Origin of the sequence: Psychroflexus longus (assembly GCF_020164595.1) — a bacterium.
Classification (GTDB): Bacteria; Bacteroidota; Bacteroidia; order Flavobacteriales; family Flavobacteriaceae; genus Psychroflexus; species Psychroflexus longus.
Window position 1 is genome coordinate 1 of sequence record NZ_JAIQZE010000017.1, and the last position, 18,063, is coordinate 18,063.

General features: G+C 35.2%; 15 protein-coding genes. 5 read left to right on the forward strand and 10 right to left on the reverse strand.

All coding sequences use genetic code 11. From position 1 onward, the window contains the following. Window positions 1-191: 191 nt before the first annotated feature. Genes LB452_RS12800 through galE form a run of 4 tightly spaced genes read right to left on the reverse strand, consistent with a single transcriptional unit; the run spans window position 192 to window position 4,728 of the window. On the reverse strand, window positions 192-605 hold the full coding sequence (locus tag LB452_RS12800) for a hypothetical protein (protein WP_224462131.1): 414 nt from the start codon (window positions 603-605) through the stop codon (window positions 192-194). A gap of 50 nt (window positions 606-655) precedes the next feature. After that, window positions 656-2,146: a histidine ammonia-lyase gene (gene hutH, locus LB452_RS12805; protein ID WP_224462132.1), complete on the reverse strand. Its 1,491-nt coding sequence runs from the start codon at window positions 2,144-2,146 to the stop codon at window positions 656-658. 38 nt (window positions 2,147-2,184) lie between these two features. Further along, window positions 2,185-3,693: an NAD(P)H-hydrate dehydratase gene (locus LB452_RS12810; protein ID WP_224462133.1), complete on the reverse strand. Its 1,509-nt coding sequence runs from the start codon at window positions 3,691-3,693 to the stop codon at window positions 2,185-2,187. Window positions 3,694-3,708: 15 nt separating this feature from the next. Beyond that, window positions 3,709-4,728: a UDP-glucose 4-epimerase GalE gene (gene galE / locus LB452_RS12815; RefSeq protein WP_224462134.1), complete on the reverse strand. Its 1,020-nt coding sequence runs from the start codon at window positions 4,726-4,728 to the stop codon at window positions 3,709-3,711. Between the two features lie 86 nt (window positions 4,729-4,814). Between galE and LB452_RS12820 the strand changes: the two genes are divergently transcribed. Further along, on the forward strand, window positions 4,815-5,105 hold the full coding sequence (locus LB452_RS12820) for a DUF3817 domain-containing protein (protein ID WP_224462135.1): 291 nt from the start codon (window positions 4,815-4,817) through the stop codon (window positions 5,103-5,105). On the opposite strand, the gene LB452_RS12825 is transcribed toward LB452_RS12820, so the two are convergent. The 3 genes from LB452_RS12825 to LB452_RS12835 form a co-directional block, all read right to left on the reverse strand. After that, entirely contained in the window at window positions 5,106-5,504 is a 399-nt protein-coding gene (locus tag LB452_RS12825; RefSeq protein WP_224462136.1) for an acyl-CoA thioesterase, read from the reverse strand. Between the two features lie 16 nt (window positions 5,505-5,520). Then, window positions 5,521-5,943: an NUDIX domain-containing protein gene (locus LB452_RS12830; RefSeq protein ID WP_224462137.1), complete on the reverse strand. Its 423-nt coding sequence runs from the start codon at window positions 5,941-5,943 to the stop codon at window positions 5,521-5,523. A gap of 157 nt (window positions 5,944-6,100) precedes the next feature. Then, the gene (locus LB452_RS12835) at window positions 6,101-6,694 is read right to left on the reverse strand and encodes a fasciclin domain-containing protein (protein ID WP_224462138.1); all 594 of its coding nucleotides are present in this window, start codon (window positions 6,692-6,694) and stop codon (window positions 6,101-6,103) included. A 398-nt stretch (window positions 6,695-7,092) separates the two neighbouring features. On the opposite strand from LB452_RS12835, the gene LB452_RS12840 reads away from it, so the two are divergent. The 4 genes from LB452_RS12840 to LB452_RS12855 are packed head-to-tail and all read left to right on the forward strand — an operon-like array spanning window position 7,093 to window position 13,257. After that, a complete protein-coding gene (locus LB452_RS12840; protein WP_224462139.1) occupies window positions 7,093-7,587 on the forward strand; it encodes a GbsR/MarR family transcriptional regulator in 495 nt (164 codons plus the stop codon). Then, window positions 7,577-8,695: an efflux RND transporter periplasmic adaptor subunit gene (locus LB452_RS12845; protein ID WP_224462140.1), complete on the forward strand. Its 1,119-nt coding sequence runs from the start codon at window positions 7,577-7,579 to the stop codon at window positions 8,693-8,695. The genes LB452_RS12840 and LB452_RS12845 overlap by 11 nt, the downstream gene beginning before the upstream one ends. A 5-nt stretch (window positions 8,696-8,700) precedes the next feature. Then, a complete protein-coding gene (locus tag LB452_RS12850; RefSeq protein WP_224462141.1) occupies window positions 8,701-11,859 on the forward strand; it encodes an efflux RND transporter permease subunit in 3,159 nt (1,052 codons plus the stop codon). Between the two features lie 3 nt (window positions 11,860-11,862). Further along, window positions 11,863-13,257, forward strand: coding sequence for an efflux transporter outer membrane subunit (locus LB452_RS12855; protein ID WP_224462142.1), 1,395 nt, complete (start codon window positions 11,863-11,865; stop codon window positions 13,255-13,257). A 156-nt stretch (window positions 13,258-13,413) separates the two neighbouring features. Here the strand turns inward: LB452_RS12855 and LB452_RS12860 are convergent, their stop codons facing one another. The 3 genes from LB452_RS12860 to LB452_RS12870 form a co-directional block, all read right to left on the reverse strand. Next, a complete protein-coding gene (locus tag LB452_RS12860; protein WP_224462143.1) occupies window positions 13,414-14,673 on the reverse strand; it encodes an aminotransferase class I/II-fold pyridoxal phosphate-dependent enzyme in 1,260 nt (419 codons plus the stop codon). A 38-nt stretch (window positions 14,674-14,711) separates the two neighbouring features. After that, window positions 14,712-15,776 carry a PLP-dependent cysteine synthase family protein gene (locus tag LB452_RS12865; protein WP_224462144.1) on the reverse strand — a complete coding sequence of 355 codons (1,065 nt, stop codon included), beginning with the start codon at window positions 15,774-15,776 and terminating at the stop codon, window positions 14,712-14,714. Between the two features lie 74 nt (window positions 15,777-15,850). After that, window positions 15,851-17,986 (reverse strand): S9 family peptidase, encoded by a 2,136-nt coding sequence (locus LB452_RS12870; RefSeq protein ID WP_224462145.1) that lies wholly within the window; start codon window positions 17,984-17,986, stop codon window positions 15,851-15,853. Window positions 17,987-18,063: the final 77 nt, after the last annotated feature.

An 18,063-nucleotide genomic window follows, 5' to 3' on the forward strand; every position in this document is an offset into this window, starting at 1 on the left:
TTTCTTCGACTACCTGAAGCTTAAAAGAAAGCGAATAATCTTTTTGGGTTCGCTTTACATACCCTTTATTTGTTGGTGATTCCATATACACTTGATTTTAGTGTATCGCTATATTAGGACGGGACATTTAATTTAAATAAAAAACCACGCTGATTAGCGTGGTTTTTTTGTTTGATTCTAAAAACTTAAAGTTAGAAGTTGTCGGATGAAATAACTACAAACGAGCTTGGCTCATTGTTGGTAGAAATATCTTCTGCTGTTATAATTATCCTAGAAGGTTTATAAGCAGTAGTTGTACTTAAAGAACCTTTTCTTGTACTTGAAAACATCCCACTTGACATGTTTAGCTTTCCAAGGTTTTTGGTTCCTCTTGCGGTTTCAATCCACACTACATACATCTCCTTTGGTGGATTTAAGCGTTCTGGATCGGTTAAGTTTTCAGCCTTCAAATCAATCTTGTAATTGTCATTCCCATCCTGCTTAACCTTTGCAGAAATGTCAGCCCCTGGAACAATTTGAGAAACTGGAAAATTGACTTTTGTGCCACAAGATGTGATAAGGATTAATGCAAAAATTGATAACGTTAAGCTAATTTTATTTTTCATGGTTTAATATTTATGTTATAATTTAATTTACAACAATTATACGCCCTATCCTAATATTCATAGTGTTTTATAAAATTTATTGCTTTTGTAATTTCAGATGACATAATTCTGTCTTCTTTTACAATTGGCACTTTTTTTCTAAACGCCTTCAAAATAGATTCAACAGTCGGGGAACTTGTCATTGGTAATCTAAAATACATGGCCTGAGAGGCGTTGAAAAGCTCTATCGCTAGAATTCGCTCCACATTATCTACAATCCTATTGAGCTTTGTCACAGCGTTTGCTCCCATACTGACATGATCTTCTTGTCCATTGGAAGACACTATAGAATCAACACTTGCAGGAGTACATAACTGTTTATTTTGACTTACAATACTTGCTGCCGTGTATTGAGGAATCATGAATCCACTATGAAGTCCAGGAGAGCTCACTTGAAAAGTAGGCAAACCCCGTAAATCAGAAACGAGCTGATAAATTCTTCTTTCAGAAATATTACCAATTTCACTTACTGCTATAGACATTACATCTGCTGAAATAGCTAAAGCCTGGCCATGAAAATTTCCTCCAGATATAATTTTATCTTCCTCTACAAAGACATTAGGATTATCGGTTACACTATTGATTTCTGTTAATAAAGTTTGCTCAACATACCGCAAAGCATCTCTAGTTGCACCGTGAACTTGAGGGACACATCTGAATGAATAAGGATCCTGGACATTTTGTTTTTGATTTTCTGCGATCTGGCTTCCTTTAAGCAACTCCCGTATTTTTTCTGCAGTTTCAATTTGCCCCTTATGAGGTCTAACCTGGTGGACCAAATCGTCAAATGGTGCCATATTACAGTCAAAAGCATCTATAGAGATGGATGCTATTTTGTCCGCCCATTTCATTAATCGCTTAGTTTTTAAAACATTTCTTAGTAAATACGCACTCATAAACTGAGTACCATTGAGCAAAGCCAGTCCTTCCTTTGACTGAAGCACTAATGGCTCCCAGCCAAATTTTTGTTTTAAAACTGAAGCCTTTTTTAATTTCCCATTTATGCTGACTTCCCCTTTTCCCAGAAGAGGTAATGCCAAATGTGCTAAAGGAGCTAAATCACCAGAAGCCCCTAAAGAACCAAGCTCAAAAACCAACGGCATTACATCTTCATTATAGAGTTGTATAAGCCTTTCCACAAGCCCCAGTGAAACCCCAGAATTACCATAGCTTAGAGATTGAATTTTCAGCAACAGCATTAATTTCACAATCGAATCATCAACCTTATCACCAAGCCCACAAGCATGAGACATCACCAGGTTTTCCTGTAAAAAAGTAAGTTTTCCTTCACTTATTTTGATGTTACATAAAGATCCAAATCCAGTATTCACTCCATATATAGGGTATTCACTCTCTTTTTGCTTTTTGTCCAGATAGGCTCTAGCATTACTGATTTTGGAAACTGCTTCTTCGCTTAGTGCTAGCTTATAATTTCCATCTATCAAAGTTTGAATTTGAGAAAAGCCGAGAACTGTGGAATCTATATAATGGATCTGTGACATCTAATTATCTTTTCTCAAAGATAATATTTAAGAATTGTTCAACCCTTTAGTTTAGAGAAAGTATAACCAAAATAGTTGATAAGGTCTGAAGCTATTAAGCTTTCTTCAGAAGTTTTATCAGAAACCAAATCACCAGCAAACCCATGAATGTATGCTCCCAAAACTGCAGCATTTAGGCTAGAATAACCCTGAGCCAATAATCCAGTGATAAGACCAGTCAAAACATCACCACTTCCCGCTGTAGCCATGCCAGAGTTACCAGTAGAATTTACAAAAACTTCATTTCTGTAGACACATAATGTATAAGCATCTTTTGCTAAAACTATAAGATCATGTTTTTTAGAAAGTTCTTTAATTTTTTCTAATTTTTCAAAATCATCTTTCCAGCTACCCACCAATTTTTGCAATTCTCCTGGGTGTGGGGTTAGAATAGATTTCTTCGGAATTTTATGTAACACATCTTTATGTTCTGCGATTAGGTTTAACGCATCTGCATCAATTACTAAAGGTTGAGTGGAATTTTCTAACCATGATTCTAAAGCTTTCTGAGCATGATTTGATTTCCCAATTCCTATACCAATACCAACAGCATCAGGTTGAAAATCCAGATCTTCATAACTTATAAAATTCTCTGATTTATTGTTTATCAACATGGCTTCAGGCAGATACTGAAGTAAAGCATCATGTCCTCTGCTTGGCATCATTACGCTTGTTTTGCCTACTCCCGAGCGCATACAAGAGGAAGCCGAGAGCAATACACTGCCGAGCATAAGTTGACTGCCACCCACTATTACTGCATGGCCGTAAGTTCCTTTGTGAGAAAATCTGGATCTGCACTTCAAAAGTCTTTTGGCATAATTCGAGTCAATAAAAACAGTTTCAGCAGACATTTGCTCTAGTCTTTCTTCACTCAATCCAATATTTATAATTTTAATATCTCCTACAAAACCTGAATAATCTGGAAGATAAAGTGAAAACTTAGGAGTTTGGAACGTAAGAGTAATATCCGACCTAAAGACTTGCTCACCTTCCTCTGGTGATTGGTGCATGTACATTCCACTTGGCACATCAATGGCGAAAGTTTTAGGAGAATTTTCTTTTACTGACTTTATTAAGTTTTGGACAAAATCTGGCATTGGTCTATTGAGACCCACTCCAAAAATGGAATCAATGACGATATCTTGCGAGTCAAAGCTAGGAAGTTTTGAGTTTTCATCAATTTCTTCGATTTTACACTTCGACTGCTTTTTTAGCCTTTCAAGATTTTTTTGATTGTCTTCTGAACGTGATGATGTAAAATTGACAAGATAAACATCAACATCATAAGCATCCTCTGCTAAAAAATAGGCAATCGCTAAGCCGTCACCTCCGTTATTTCCTGAACCAGCCAGGATTTTGATTTTTCTAACATCTGAAGTAATATGAATCTTGAGTTCTTCATAAGCCATTCCTGCCGCTCTTTCCATGAGTTCCCATGAACTTATATGCTGTTCTTTACAACTAAACTGATCTAGATCTGAAAGTTGAGAGGCATTTAAGATTTTCATAGAATTATATTTTAATTAGAGTTTATGCTGTCTCTTCTCCCATTCCCAGGCATCATTCAAAGCTTGTTCTAAATTCCTTTTGGCTTTCCAACCCAAAACATCATTGGCTTTACTTGTTTCCGCATAAGCTGCAATAACATCTCCCGGCCGCCTATCTACAATTTTATAATTTAAATTTTCTTCTGAGGCACTTTCAAAAGCCTCTATGACTTCCAAAACAGATGATCCAACGCCAGTTCCAACATTGAAAACTTCATAACTATCTTCTGCTTTAGAAGATAGTAAACGTTCAAGTGCGACAACATGGGCTTCTGCCAAATCCATCACATGAATATAATCGCGGATGCAAGTTCCGTCTGCTGTTGGATAATCATTTCCAAACACAGATAATTGTTCGCGTTTACCGATAGCTGTTTGAGTAATAAAAGGAACCAAATTTTGTGGTGTACCCATAGGCAATTCTCCAATTTCTGCTGATGGATGTGCGCCAATAGGGTTAAAATATCTAAGTGATATTGCTTTCAGCTTGCCGTTTGCTTTACAAGTATCTGTAATGATTTCTTCACCAATTTGTTTTGTGTTTCCATAAGGAGACATTGCTTTTTTTATTGGAGCATCCTCAGAAATAGGAAATCTTTCAGCTTCTCCATAAACTGTACACGAAGAACTAAAGATGATATTCTGTTTTGGTAAGTTTACTAGATTTTGAAGCAAATAGGTAAGCGCTGCTATATTGTTTTCATAGTAAAGTAATGGATTTTTAACACTCTCTCCTACTGCTTTTGATGCAGCAAAGTGAATCACACCAGCAATATCCTGATGTTTGACGAAAAACTCTTTTAAACTGAGCTTATCTCTTAAATCTAATTTTTCAAAGTCTGGAGATTTTGATGAGATGTTTGTAATTCCTTCAAGTACTTTCAAGGAAGAGTTTGAAAGATTATCTATAACAACTACGTCGTATCCTTTATGCTGTAAAGCGACTACAGTATGTGACCCTATAAAGCCAAGTCCACCTGTTACTAGTATTTTCATTCATTAAGATTGTTAAAATTTACCTGCAAAATACAAAAATTACAAGGCTCAAGCATTGTAAAGCTTACTTTTGAATAAAAAAATAAATGTCACAAAACGACACATCGATTAAGATTTTTAGATGGGTAAGCATTTTAGAAGCTATCTCTTTTTTGCTCCTTCTTTTTATAGCTATGCCGCTAAAATACATTTGGGATATGCCAGAATATGTAAGAATTGTAGGTATGGCCCACGGTATTCTTTTTATACTTTATCTTTTTGGTGGATATTGGATGTTTGAAAAACTTAACTGGTCCGTAAAGGTACTGTTCATCGTATTCTTAAGTTCTATTTTACCTTTTGGTCCATTTGTAGTAGAACGTAAGTATTTGCCTTAATTAGTACTCATCATCATTCAATCTATCTTTGACAAATTCAACCTTAGTTTTTCCATGAGGTTTTGCGTTACCATTTTCATCTAAGCTTACCATTATTATCTTATCCACGATAATGATAGTTTTTCTGGTCATTTTATTTCTGACTTCGCATTTTAGGGTAAGCGAGGCATTTCCAAATTTTACGACTTCTATTCCTATTTCTACAATGTCACCTTGTCGAGCAGAGCTTTTGAAATCAATTTCACTCATATATTTGGTGACTGTCTTTTGATTTTCCAATTGAATGATAGAGTACAATGCTGCTTCCTCATCTATCCAAGCCAGGAGCTTACCTCCAAACAAAGTTCCGTTGGGATTCAGATCTTCAGGTTTTATCCATTTTCTTGTGTGAAATCTCATAAATATTGAATTTTAGTTATTTAAATTTTAATGCATCTTCTATAATTTCATAATGATCAAAAGCTAATTCAGGTAGATCTTGAAAATTAAACCAACGTGCTTCACCGGCATCATCATCAGCTTCAACCTTAATTTTATAATCAATCACTGCAAGGAAAGCAAAAGTAATCGTCCTGCTTCTTGGATCTCGATCTTGTTTATCATAGTAACCCAAAAATTTCATTTGATCGGAGTTCAAATCTAGATGTGTTTCTTCTTTTAATTCTCTTTGACATGCTTTAACCACGAGCTCATCAGCATTAACAAAACCACCTGGTAATGCCCAGTGATTTTTAAAGGGTTCGTTTTTTCTTTTAATTAATAACAAATTCAGCTCTTGATTTTCCTTTGAAAATATTACAGCGTCTACAGTAATATTAATAGGTTGTGATATTGACATTAGTAAAATTTAAAGTATGAATATCCTTGTTTTCACTTTATTAATTTTTAAAAAAAAAGAATAAATAAGCATAAAACATTCGTAAGATCTCCTTTTTTTAAAATAAAAAACCCTTCAAAAATGAAGGGTTATAATTATAAAATTGTGTTTTTACAATTTATGATTTTGGCATTACTACAGTATCAATAGCATGTATTACTCCATTAGAAGCGTCAACATCTGTGATTACGATAGTCGATGTGTTACCATTAGCATCAGTTAGAATAACATTTTCACCATCTAGGCTTGCTGTTAATTCTCCACCTTGTACTGTAGGTATTGTAAAGCTTCCTCCGTTATCGTTGATAGCAGCTACTACATCTGCTGCCAAAAATTCACCAGAAACAACATGGTAAGTTAAAATTCCAGTTAATGCATCTTTGCTTTCTGCTTCTAATAAAGAAGCAACTGTACCTTCTGGTAATTTTGCAAAAGCATCATTGGTTGGAGCAAATACTGTAAATGGGCCTTCACTGCTAAGAGTTTCAACTAGTTCTGCTGCTTTTACAGCAGTTACAAGTGTACTGAAATCATCATTTCCGGAAGCAACTCCAACAATAGTTTGTTGCTCTTCCATTGCTTCATCTGCAGAAGTTTCAGCTTCCATAGTAGTTTCTTCTTGTTCAGTTTCTTTTTCTTTACTTTCATTGTTTTTGCATGAAGTAAAAGCAATCATAGCAATTACGCTTAGACTTAAAAATAATTTTTTCATAGTAATTCTATTTGTTTATTGTTCAAAAATATTCTAAAAACAATAAACAATATTAATATACGTTATAATTTTTTGTTAATTAAATTCAATATAATCAATACTTTTGAAGCTATATAGGCGTTTTATTTCAAGTTAAAAACCTAGTATATTTTAAGAGTTTTAGAGTCCTCAATTAAACTTGATATCCATTTTCATCTAGATTTTCTTTGTAAATACTAAACTTTCTAATTTTTAACGCAATTTTCAGTGAACACTTAAAGAGATAGTGATTATTAAAATTTCAGAATGTAAACAGATCATTAGATTGAAAATCATAATTGAATTTTAGGATGCAATTGTTAACATTAATTTATGCGATTTTAGTTCGGTTGAAGCCGAACTAAAATTACATTTGCCCGATGAAATTCACAGATGATAATTTATTAACCTCCAATGTAAAACTCATTAAAGAGTTGAGTGAGCATTTTGAAAAAGAGCATGACCTGCCCCCTTTAGCCTCGAGGATATATTCAAATTTAATTTTATCTGAAGTGGAGTCCCTTACTTTTGAAGAAATAATAAAAATTACTTCTGCGAGTAAAAGTTCAGTCTCAAATCAACTCAACTTTTTAATTGAAGAAGGTCGCGTCGATTTCTATTTTAAAAACGATAAGAGAAAACGGTATTTCAAAACCAACCAGGACTATCTGAAAAGAACACTTGAATTACATTTAGAAAAAATTCAAAGAGAAATAACAATGCTTAGCAAGATCATATGTTTTAAGAAAGATCAGGATTTCAACAAAACCCGTGTCGGAATTTTTAAAAATCACCTTGAAAGTGAAGAAAAAAACATAAAAGCAACTATTGAACAGTTAAAACAAACGAGCAATAATTTAGAACATGAAAATTAAATCATTTACACTAATAAGCATATCAGCGATTTTATTAACCGCTTGTCAGGAGAAGGGAACTCAACAAGCACCTCCTCCTCCACAACTCCCTATTATAGAAGTTGAGACTGCAGACGTAACTACTTATTCCGAATATCCTACGCAATTAGAAGGTATTGTAAGTAGTGATATAAGAGCAAAAGTATCTGGATATATTACTGATGTATTAGTGGAAGAAGGTGCTCCTGTGAAGAAAGATGAAATTTTATTCAAACTGGAAACAAGGAGCCTAAGTGGAGATGCATCAGCAGCAAAAGCAAGAGTAAATGCAGCGCAAATTGAAGTTGAGAAGCTAAAACCTCTGGTAAATAAAAATATTGTAAGTCAGAACCAATTGGAAACAGCTCAAGCTCAACTTGAATCAGCTAAAAGCGATTTCAGAAGTGTTACTGCCAATGTGGAATATGCCAATATCAAAAGTCCTGTAGATGGATTTGTGGGAACTATAAATTACAGAGATGGAGCACTAATTAATCCTGCTGATATGCTTCCACTCACAAGAGTAGTGAAAACAAATAAAGTTTTTGCTTATTTCTCATTAAATGAAAAGGATTATTTGAATATGGTTGACGATTTTAATCAAAATTCAGAAAAACCATCCGATTTAATTTCTTCATTCCCTGAACTTATTTTGATTTTATCTAACGGCCAGGAATACCCTATCAAAGGTAAAATCACAAGTATATCCAGTCAAATCAATAGACAGACTGGAACCATTAGATTCCGAGCTACGTTTGATAATACTGATGCTTCATTAAAAGACGGACTTACGGGAAAAATTAAAATACCTAGAAAAAGTAATAATGCTACTATTGTGCCAAGAGTTTCTACGTTTTCCAGACAAGGAAAGGAATTTGTATTCAAATTCAACGAGTCAGATTCTACAGTTACAGAAAAAGCTATAGATGCTGAAAGAGCAGATCCATATTTAGTCGTTAAATCTGGAATAAATAAAGGAGACATTATAATAGGGAGTGGTGTCAATAAAATTAAGAATAATGATAAAATTATTCCGACAACCTCTACGATGGATTCAATTGTAAACTCATTTGATAAAGTCTTTAAATAGAAATTATGCTTAAAACATTTATAAAAAGACCAGTTTTATCTACAGTTGTTTCTATCATCATAGTTATGCTAGGATTACTAGGTATACAAGAATTACCAGTAACCCAGTATCCTGATATTGCTCCTCCAACGGTTCAGGTGACAACGAGTTTTCCTGGTGCCAATGCAGAAACAATTCTGGAAAGTGTCATAATTCCAATTGAAGAACAGATTAATGGCGTGGAAGGAATGACTTATATCACTTCCTCGGCTAGTAACGATGGTAGCGCAACAATAACTGTATTTTTTGAACAAGAATACGATCCGGATATTGCGGCTGTAAACGTTCAAAATAGGGTGGCTAGAGCAAATTCAGTATTACCAGATGAAGTTCTAAGAAGTGGAGTGATAACAGCAAAGCAGCAAAATTCAGCTTTACTTTATGCAGCTATTTACTCTAAAAACGAAGATTACTCTGATACTTATGTTCAAAATTATCTTAATATAAACATAAAGCCAGAATTGCAACGTATCAACGGTGTTGCCAATGTTTCTGTTTTCGGTGGTAAGGACTATTCGATGAGAGTATGGCTAGATCCCGAAAAAATGGCCAATTACAATATTAATGCTACAGAAGTAATTGCTGCCATACGAGAACAAAGTCAAGAGGCAGCAGCTGGCTCTGTAGGACAAAATGCCGGAAAAGCCTTTGAGTATGTAATCACATATAAAGGAAGACTTAAAACCTCGGAGGAATACGGTAATATCATTTTAAGAACTTTTGATAACAATCAATTTCTAAGGTTGAAAGATGTAGCGAAAGTAGAACTTGACGCTTTTTCATACAATGCATTATCCAGAAGTAGTGGTTATCCTGGAGTCAACTTTGGGATTTTTCAAACTCCAGGATCTAATGCTCAGGAAATTATTGAAAACATCTATGACAAGATGGATGACCTAGAGAAAAACTTCCCTGAAGGTGTTGAATATCTTGTTAACTACGATACTAATGAATTTTTGACAGCTTCAATTGACAAAGTACAGGAAACTCTCATCGAGGCCTTTTTATTGGTTTTTCTCGTTGTATTTCTATTTCTACAAGATCTTAAATCTACTTTGATTCCTGCAATAGCAGTTCCTGTTTCTATCATTGGAACCTTCTTTTTCCTGAATTTGTTTGGATACTCCATCAACCTTCTTACACTTTTTGCACTTCTGCTTGCCATTGGTATTGTCGTAGATGATGCAATTGTTGTTGTGGAGGCAGTATATGCGAAACTTGAAGACGGAGCAGAAAGCGCTAAAGAAGCTTCTATATCCGCCATGAGTGAAATAAGCGGAGCAATTATATCCATTACCTTGGTCATGGCTGCTGTATTCATTCCGATTACTTTTATTAAGGGTCCCGCTGGAGTGTTCTACGAACAGTTTGGAGTTACCCTTATAGTAGCTATTGTCATTTCAGCAATCAACGCTTTAACCTTGAGTCCAGCTTTATGTGCTTTGTTTTTGAAACCACCAAAAAAACAAAAGGACAAACCTAATTTATTACAGCGGTTTTACAACGCATTCAATGCTGGGTTTAATGCTATACTAAAAAAATATGTGTACTCGCTAAAATTCTTGGTAAGACAGAAATGGATCACTTTACTAATTCTTGTTATAGCAGGTGTTGCTATTTATTTCGCGAATGAACTCACCCCAAAAGGCTTTGTTCCTACTGAAGACAGAGGTGTTGTATTCATGAACATGGAATTACCCGTGGGCACTTCTCTGGATAGGACATTTCAAGCTACAGAAGAAGTATATGAGAGAATTCAGAAAATAGAAGGTATTAGAACCGCATCTTTGATCACAGGACGAAACTTCTTCTCTGGAGCTGGTAGTTCTTACGCTCAAGGGTTCATTATTCTCGAAAATTGGGAAAAAAGAACTAATGATGCTACACAGATAGACGCAATTGTAGGAAAATTGAATCAGGTGACTTCTTCCATAGCAGATGCAAAAATTCAATTTTTCACACCTCCTAGTGTTCCGGGATATGGTGCTGCAGATGGATTTGAAATGCAGTTACTCGACAAATCTGCCGGTTCATTGGATGAACTGGATAATACAGCCGACAAGTTTGTCGGAGGATTGTTTCAACAACCCTCCATAGCATTTGCCAATAGTTCTTTTAGTACAGATTTCCCTCAATATGATTTGAATTTGAATGTGCCAAAAATAAAAGCTAGTGGTTTAACTGTAAACGATGTCATATCGACTATGCAATCGTACTTAGGAGGATTTTTTGTGTCTAATTTTTCAAGATTTGGCAAGCAATATAGAGTTTTCGTACAAGCACTTCCAGAAGACAGAGAGAATAAAGAAAGCCTGAATAGCATTTTTATAAGGTTGCCTTCCGGTGAAAATTCACCGGTCTCAGAATATGTAGATTTGAAAAGAGTTTATGGTCCGCAGGTAATTAATAGATTTAATCTTTACAATGCTGTCACTATAAATGGTAGTGCTATTCCGGGATTTAGCTCTGGAGATGCAATAAAATCCATCAGAGATTTAGCAGGACAGCAACTAGGGAACGATTATGATATCGCCTTTTCTGGAATAACTAGAGAAGAAATTGCAGCTAGTGGACAATCCATCATCATATTTGCATTGAGTATTCTATTTGTTTACTTCTTTCTAGCAGCACAGTATGAAAGCTATATGCTGCCCTTTGCTGTTATATTGTCATTACCGATTGGAGTTGCAGGAGCATTTTGGAGTACGAATCTGGCAGGTCTGGAAAATAACATTTATTTTCAAATTGCATTGATCATGCTTGTAGGTTTACTAGCCAAAAATGCAATTTTGATTGTCGAGTTTGCGATCCAACGGCGTAAAGACGGCATGAGCATATATGACGCTGCTTTAGACGGAGCAAAAGTAAGATTAAGACCTATCTTGATGACTTCTTTTGCTTTCATTTTAGGATTGCTTCCCCTTGTCCTTGCAACAGGGGTTGGAGCTCAGGGAAATAATTCAATCGGTACTGGTGCTGCTGGAGGACTTCTGGTTGGGACTGTCATTGGAGTATTTGTCATTCCAGTGCTTTTTGTTGTTTTCCAATGGTTACAAGAAAAAGTAAGCCCATCTAGCAGAGCTCAAATCGAAAAATCTCAATCTCAAATACAAGAATCTAAATAGATTATGAAATATATCATTAAACCCTTTTTCGTAATTATAAGTTTATTGACTCTACACTCTTGTTTTGTAGCCAAGGACTATGAACGCCCAGAGGAAGAAATCAACCCAGTTAATTACAGAACAGATCAACTTCCTAAAGATTCTATACCAGTTTCGAAAGTAAGTTGGAAACAGATGTTTACAGACTCCATTCTTCAGAATCACATTGATGAAGCTCTTGAAAACAATCAGGATATAAGAATTGCATTGCAACAAATTAACATTGCAAATTCATATTACAAGCAAGGAAAGGCTGGGTATTATCCAACTGTAAATATGAATGGTAGCTACACCTATCAAGAATTGGCACCAAACTCTCAATTTGGTAGTTTCTTTTCTTCAATCGATCAATATGAATTAAATACAAGTCTTTCCTGGGAAGCCGATATCTGGGGTAAAATCAGAAGTAATAAAAGAGCTGCTCAAGCCAGGTATATGCAAACTGAAGCTGCGCACAAAGCGGTAAAAACAGATTTGATTTCAAGAATAGCCTCAGGTTACTATCAAATCTTAGCTCTGGATGAGCAAGTAAAGATCACTGAGCAAACCTTGGAAAGTCGAAAAAAGAGTCTTGAAACCAGTATAGCTTTAAAAGATGCAGGGAATCTCACATCGGTAGCAGTAAATCAAACTGAAGCTCAGGTATACGCAGCAGAAGCCCTTCTCCTCGACTTGAGAAATAATATTAAGCTTTTGGAAAACACGCTTTCGATCCTGAAAGGACTATCACCACAAGACTTTGATCGCAGTAAATTTTCATTACAACAAATTAATCAAGAACTTACTACAGGAGTAGCATCAGATCTTCTTGAAAACAGGCCTGATGTCATTGCTGCAGAATATCAATTGATCAACGCTTTTGAATTAACTAACGTTGCCAAAAGTAGATTTTATCCATCTATTACAATTTCAGCAACGGGTGGTTTACAAAGTCTGGAGCCTTCAGATTTTATTTCAGCAAACTCTTTATTTCTGAACTTAATCGGTGGTCTTACCCAACCTATATTCAACAGAAGACAAATAAAAACTGAATATGAAGTTTCCCTAAGTGAGAAGGAACAAGCTTTACTCAATTTTGAAAAAACTTTATTAACTGCTAGTCGTGAAGTTTCTGATGCCATACTTAATTATCAAAATGCTAACCAAAGGATCGATATTAAAACCAAAGAATATGATGCTTACCGGAACGCCTTAGAGGATTCCAAAGAATTGCTAAACAACGGATTAGCCAACTATCTTGAAGTCTTAAATGCTCAGGAAAATGCTTTGAATACAGAGCTTGAAGTCAGCAGAACACGTTTAGATAAATTTAATGCCATAGTGGAACTTTACAGAAGCTTGGGAGGTGGATGGCAATAGACATTAAAAATATATATCTTTCATTAGACAAACCATTTCTGATCAATCTTCTGAAATGATCGAAAGTTTTTTGAGATAGTTTACTAAAAACCTAAAAGGTTCAAACATAAAAAAGCCGAGCTTATGCTCGGCTTTTTAGTAATATCTTCAAAAACTTTATTCTCCCATCTTTTCCATCAAAGCTTGAGAAAGTTTTTTGTAAGTTCCATTTTCTAGACGCTCTCTGATAGCAGAGAATGCTTTCAAAGTCAAATCTATATCTTCCATAGTATGCGTTGCTGTAGGAATCATTCTAAGAAGAATTAATCCTTTTGGGATGACCGGATAAACAACGATAGAGCAGAAAATTCCGTGGTTTTCTCTTAAGTCTTTTACCAACGCCATGGCTTCCGGAATGCTTCCTTTTAGATAAACAGGAGTTACACAACTTGTCGTTGTTCCGATGTCAAATCCGTTTTCTTTAAGTCCATTTTGAAGTGCATTGACATTCTCCCAAAGTTTATCCTTAAATTCTGTTGATCTTCTCAATAACTCAAGTCGCTTTAAAGCGCCTTCTACCAATGACATCTGCAATGATTTTGCAAACATCTGAGATCTCAAGTTGTATTTTAGGTAATCAATTATTTCTTTATCAGCTGCAATAAATGCTCCAGTACTTGCCATTGACTTAGCAAAAGTGGCAAAGTAAACATCAATTTGGTCTTGTACACCTTGCTCCTCTCCTGCTCCGGCACCTGTTTTACCAAGTGTTCCAAATCCATGAGCATCATCAACTAGCAATCTGAAATTATATTTTTTCTTAAGTTCTACGATTTCTTTCAATTTTCCCTGCTCACCTCGCATTCCAAAAACACCTTCAGAAATAAAAAGTACACCACCACCGGTTTGTTCAGCGATTTTTTCTGCTCTAGCCAAGTTTAATTCAATGCTATCAAGATCGTTGTGTTTGTATGTAAAACGTTTACCTAAATGTAATCGCACACCATCTATTATACAGGCATGAGCATCAACATCATAAACAATAACATCATTTTTACCAACTAAAGCATCTATCGTAGATAAAATTCCCTGATAACCAAAGTTAAGAACGTAAGCTGCCTCTTTACTTACAAATTCTGCCAATTCGTTTTGTAATTGTTCGTGCAAGTCTGTGTGACCACTCATCATTCTAGCCCCCATAGGATATGCACTACCCCACTTCTTCACAGCTTCTTCGTCTGCCTTTCTTACTTCTGGATTGTTGGCAAGACCCAGATAATCATTAATACTCCATGTTATGACCTCACGTCCTTGAAATTTCATTCTATTGCTGATTTGTCCTTCCAATTTTGGAAATACAAAATAACCTTCAGCCTGATCAGCCCATTTACCTAAAGGACCTTTATCTCTATAAATCTTTGCGAATAAATCTTTCATTTTAATGTTTTTTTGTTAACAAAATTACTCATAATCATTTAGTTAATATTTGTAATGTGGGCGTTTTTTAAATTGCTTTTGTTTTGTTCATCATCTAAACCAGGATAATTAGTAAACCCTTGTTCTTTCATCCAATCATCGGAAAAAACTTTACTCATATATCTAGAACCGTGATCTGGAAAAATTGCTACCACTTTGCTGTTTGAATCAAATTCTCCTTCACAATTTAATTGTTTAATACCCTGCATGACGGCGCCGCTTGTATAACCAACGAACATACCTTCTGCTTTGGCAATATTACGAGCCATATAAGCACTATCTTCATCGGTCACTTTCGTGAATTTATCTATACTGCTAAAGTCAGTAGCTGTAGGTATCAAATTTTTTCCCAGACCTTCTATTTTGTAAGGGTAAATTTCACTCTTATCCAGTTTTCCTGTCTCATGGTATTTCTGAAGAACAGAACCAAAAGCGTCAATTCCTAAGATTCTAATATTGGGATTCTTTTCTTTAAGAAATCTTGCAGTACCAGAAATTGTTCCTCCTGTTCCGCTACAAGCAACTAAATGCGTAATTTCACCTTCTGTTTGAGCCCAAATTTCAGGCCCAGTAGTCAAGTAATGAGCATCTATATTCAAATCATTGAAATATTGATTGACATAAAATGAGCCTGGAGTTTCTCTATGAATTCGCTTTGCTACTTCGTAATAAGATCTTGGATCTTCAGGAGCCACATTGGAAGGACATACTGTAACTTCTGCCCCCATAGTTTTTAAAAGTGAAATTTTATCCTTAGAAGATTTAGAGCTTACAGCAAGAATACATTTATAACCCTTAATTGCTGCTACCATTGCTAGACTGAAACCAGTATTCCCAGAGGTGGTTTCAATAATTGTATCTCCTGGTTTTAAGTCACCATTTTCCTCGGCTTTCTCGATTATGTATTGAACAATTCTGTCTTTAGAAGCTAATCCAGGATTTTGAGCCTCATACTTGGCTAAAAATTCTCCTTGGAAATGTTGAGTTATGTTTTTTAATCTAATTAAAGGTGTGCAGCCTATCAATGATAATAAGCTATCGTGAACATTTAAATTTTTATGCATAAAGCCTGCGTCTTTCACGTAAATGATTTATCTAAAATAAATAACAGATTGCTAATTTACGTATTTTTTTACGATTACCCCTTTATTTGCTCTAGATCGAAGATAAACACATAGTCTTTTGCTAATTCTTTTAAAGCCTCGAAACGTCCCGATGCACCACCATGACCAGCATCCATATTGGTCTCGAAAAATAACTTGTTATCATCCGTTTTCAACTCTCTCAATTTAGCTACCCATTTTGCAGGTTCCCAGTACTGGACTTGAGAATCATACAGACCTGTTGTGACTAATAAATTAGGATAAGCTTTTGCTTCAACATTATCGTATGGGGAGTAAGTCTTGATGTAATCATAATATTCTTTATCATTAGGATTACCCCATTCATCATACTCTCCGGTAGTTAATGGAATGGTTTCATCCAGCATAGTCGTCACCACATCTACAAAAGGGACAGCAGCAATCACCCCATTATAAAGCTCTGGAGCCATGTTGATAACAGCACCTACTAAAAGCCCGCCAGCTGAACCACCCATTGCGTATAGATGATCTGGAGAAGTATATTTTTGGTCGATTAAATATTTAGAAACGTCAACGAAATCTGTAAATGTATTTTTCTTATGAAGTAATTTTCCTTTTTCATACCAATCTCTACCCAAATATTCTCCCCCTCTGACGTGAGCTATCGCGTAAATAAATCCTCTATCCAATAATGATAATCTAGTGGATGAGAAGTAAGGATCCATTGTTGCTCCATAACTTCCATAACCATATTGTAAGAGTGGATTTTTACCGTTTCTTTTGATTCCCTTCTTGTAAACTAAAGACACTGGAATTTCAGTCCCGTCATCAGCCGTTGCCCATATTCTTTCTGATATGTAATTATTCTTGTCAAAATCAGGATCTTGTACTTCTTGTTCTTTTAAGATTTCTTCGGTTTTTTCTACCATATCAAATTCTATAACCGATGAAGGTGTCGTTAAAGAATTGTACGAATACCTTAATTTATCAGTATCAAAATCTACGTTGGTAACAGTTCTGGCTGTGTGAGTTTCACTAGTAAATGGCAAATAATAATCTTCACTTTTATCCCATTTTTGAACTCGAATTCTCGTCAAACCATTGTAACGCTCGCTAGTCACAAGAAAATCTTTAAAAATATCAATTCCTTCAAGTAAAACCCCTTTTCTATGTGGAATTACTTCTTCCCAGTTTTCTTCCGAAGTAGAATCAACAGTGGTTTTCATTAATTTGAAATTCAGCGCATCATCTTTATTGGTTAGAATATAAAAATGATCTTCATAATGTGCTAGATCATATTCTAAGCCTCTTCTTCGTTCTGAAAAAACTCTAAATTCATCATCCGGAGTATTTGCATCCAATATTTGATACTCATCAGACACAGTACTCGAAGAACCGATTATTAAGTATCTTTTAGATTTAGTCTTATAAACATACGCATTGAAAGTTTCGTCTGATTCTTCAAACACCAATTCATCATTTTCAACATCATCTCCAAGTTTGTGTTTGAAAATTTGATTGGACCTCAAGGTCTGCTCATCCTTTCTGGTATAAAACAGGGTTTTATTATCGTTGGCCCAAGTTGAACCACCTGTAGTGGTTTCAATTTTCTCTGGAAGAATCTCTCCTGTCTCTAGATTCTTAATTTGAATGGTATATTTTCTTCGACTCACAGTGTCAATTCCAAAAGAAGCATACCGATTATCTGGACTCACACTCACTCCACCAAGACTGAAATAAGCATGACCGTCTGCCATCGCATTGCAATCAAACATGATTTCCTCTTTGGCGTCCATACTTTCCTTTCTGCGGGTATATACAGGATAATCTTTTCCTTTTTCGTATCTCACTTGATACCAATATCCATTCAATTTATAAGGAACTGAAGAATCGTCTTCTTTGATTCTTGACTTCATTTCCTCAAACAATTCATTTTGAAAAGCTTTCGTATGGGTGGTGGACTCTTCGTAGTATTTATTTTCAGCATTTAGGTAATCGATAACTTCCGGGTTTTCCTTATCGTTCATCCAGTAATAATTGTCTACCCGACTATCGCCATGAATTGAAAGTGTTTTTGGTTTTTTTTCCGCAGTGGGTGACTTTAAATCTGTATTTATCATCTTCGAGTTTTTATTTTTGCAAGAAGTCGCAAATATAATGCTTAAGGCAAGAACAGGGATTAATAGTTTCATAAGACTGGTTTTAATTTATACTGAAATGTTTTTAATTAGGCCACACAATATAGTAATTTTGCAAATCACTTAAATAC

Bases quoted from the DNA above. Each gene is read 5' to 3' on its own strand.
- LB452_RS12865 (WP_224462144.1), bottom strand. From the start codon at position 15,776: ATGCATAAAAATTTAAATGTTCACGATAGCTTATTATCATTGATAGGC.
- LB452_RS12840 (WP_224462139.1), top strand. From the start codon at position 7,093: ATGAAATTCACAGATGATAATTTATTAACCTCCAATGTAAAACTCATT.
- hutH (WP_224462132.1), bottom strand. From the start codon at position 2,146: ATGTCACAGATCCATTATATAGATTCCACAGTTCTCGGCTTTTCTCAA.
- LB452_RS12855 (WP_224462142.1), top strand. From the start codon at position 11,863: ATGAAATATATCATTAAACCCTTTTTCGTAATTATAAGTTTATTGACT.
- LB452_RS12870 (WP_224462145.1), bottom strand. From the start codon at position 17,986: ATGAAACTATTAATCCCTGTTCTTGCCTTAAGCATTATATTTGCGACT.
- LB452_RS12825 (WP_224462136.1), bottom strand. From the start codon at position 5,504: ATGAGATTTCACACAAGAAAATGGATAAAACCTGAAGATCTGAATCCC.
- LB452_RS12820 (WP_224462135.1), top strand. From the start codon at position 4,815: ATGTCACAAAACGACACATCGATTAAGATTTTTAGATGGGTAAGCATT.
- LB452_RS12845 (WP_224462140.1), top strand. From the start codon at position 7,577: ATGAAAATTAAATCATTTACACTAATAAGCATATCAGCGATTTTATTA.
- LB452_RS12800 (WP_224462131.1), bottom strand. From the start codon at position 605: ATGAAAAATAAAATTAGCTTAACGTTATCAATTTTTGCATTAATCCTT.
- LB452_RS12830 (WP_224462137.1), bottom strand. From the start codon at position 5,943: ATGTCAATATCACAACCTATTAATATTACTGTAGACGCTGTAATATTT.
- LB452_RS12860 (WP_224462143.1), bottom strand. From the start codon at position 14,673: ATGAAAGATTTATTCGCAAAGATTTATAGAGATAAAGGTCCTTTAGGT.
- LB452_RS12835 (WP_224462138.1), bottom strand. From the start codon at position 6,694: ATGAAAAAATTATTTTTAAGTCTAAGCGTAATTGCTATGATTGCTTTT.
- galE (WP_224462134.1), bottom strand. From the start codon at position 4,728: ATGAAAATACTAGTAACAGGTGGACTTGGCTTTATAGGGTCACATACT.
- LB452_RS12850 (WP_224462141.1), top strand. From the start codon at position 8,701: ATGCTTAAAACATTTATAAAAAGACCAGTTTTATCTACAGTTGTTTCT.
- LB452_RS12810 (WP_224462133.1), bottom strand. From the start codon at position 3,693: ATGAAAATCTTAAATGCCTCTCAACTTTCAGATCTAGATCAGTTTAGT.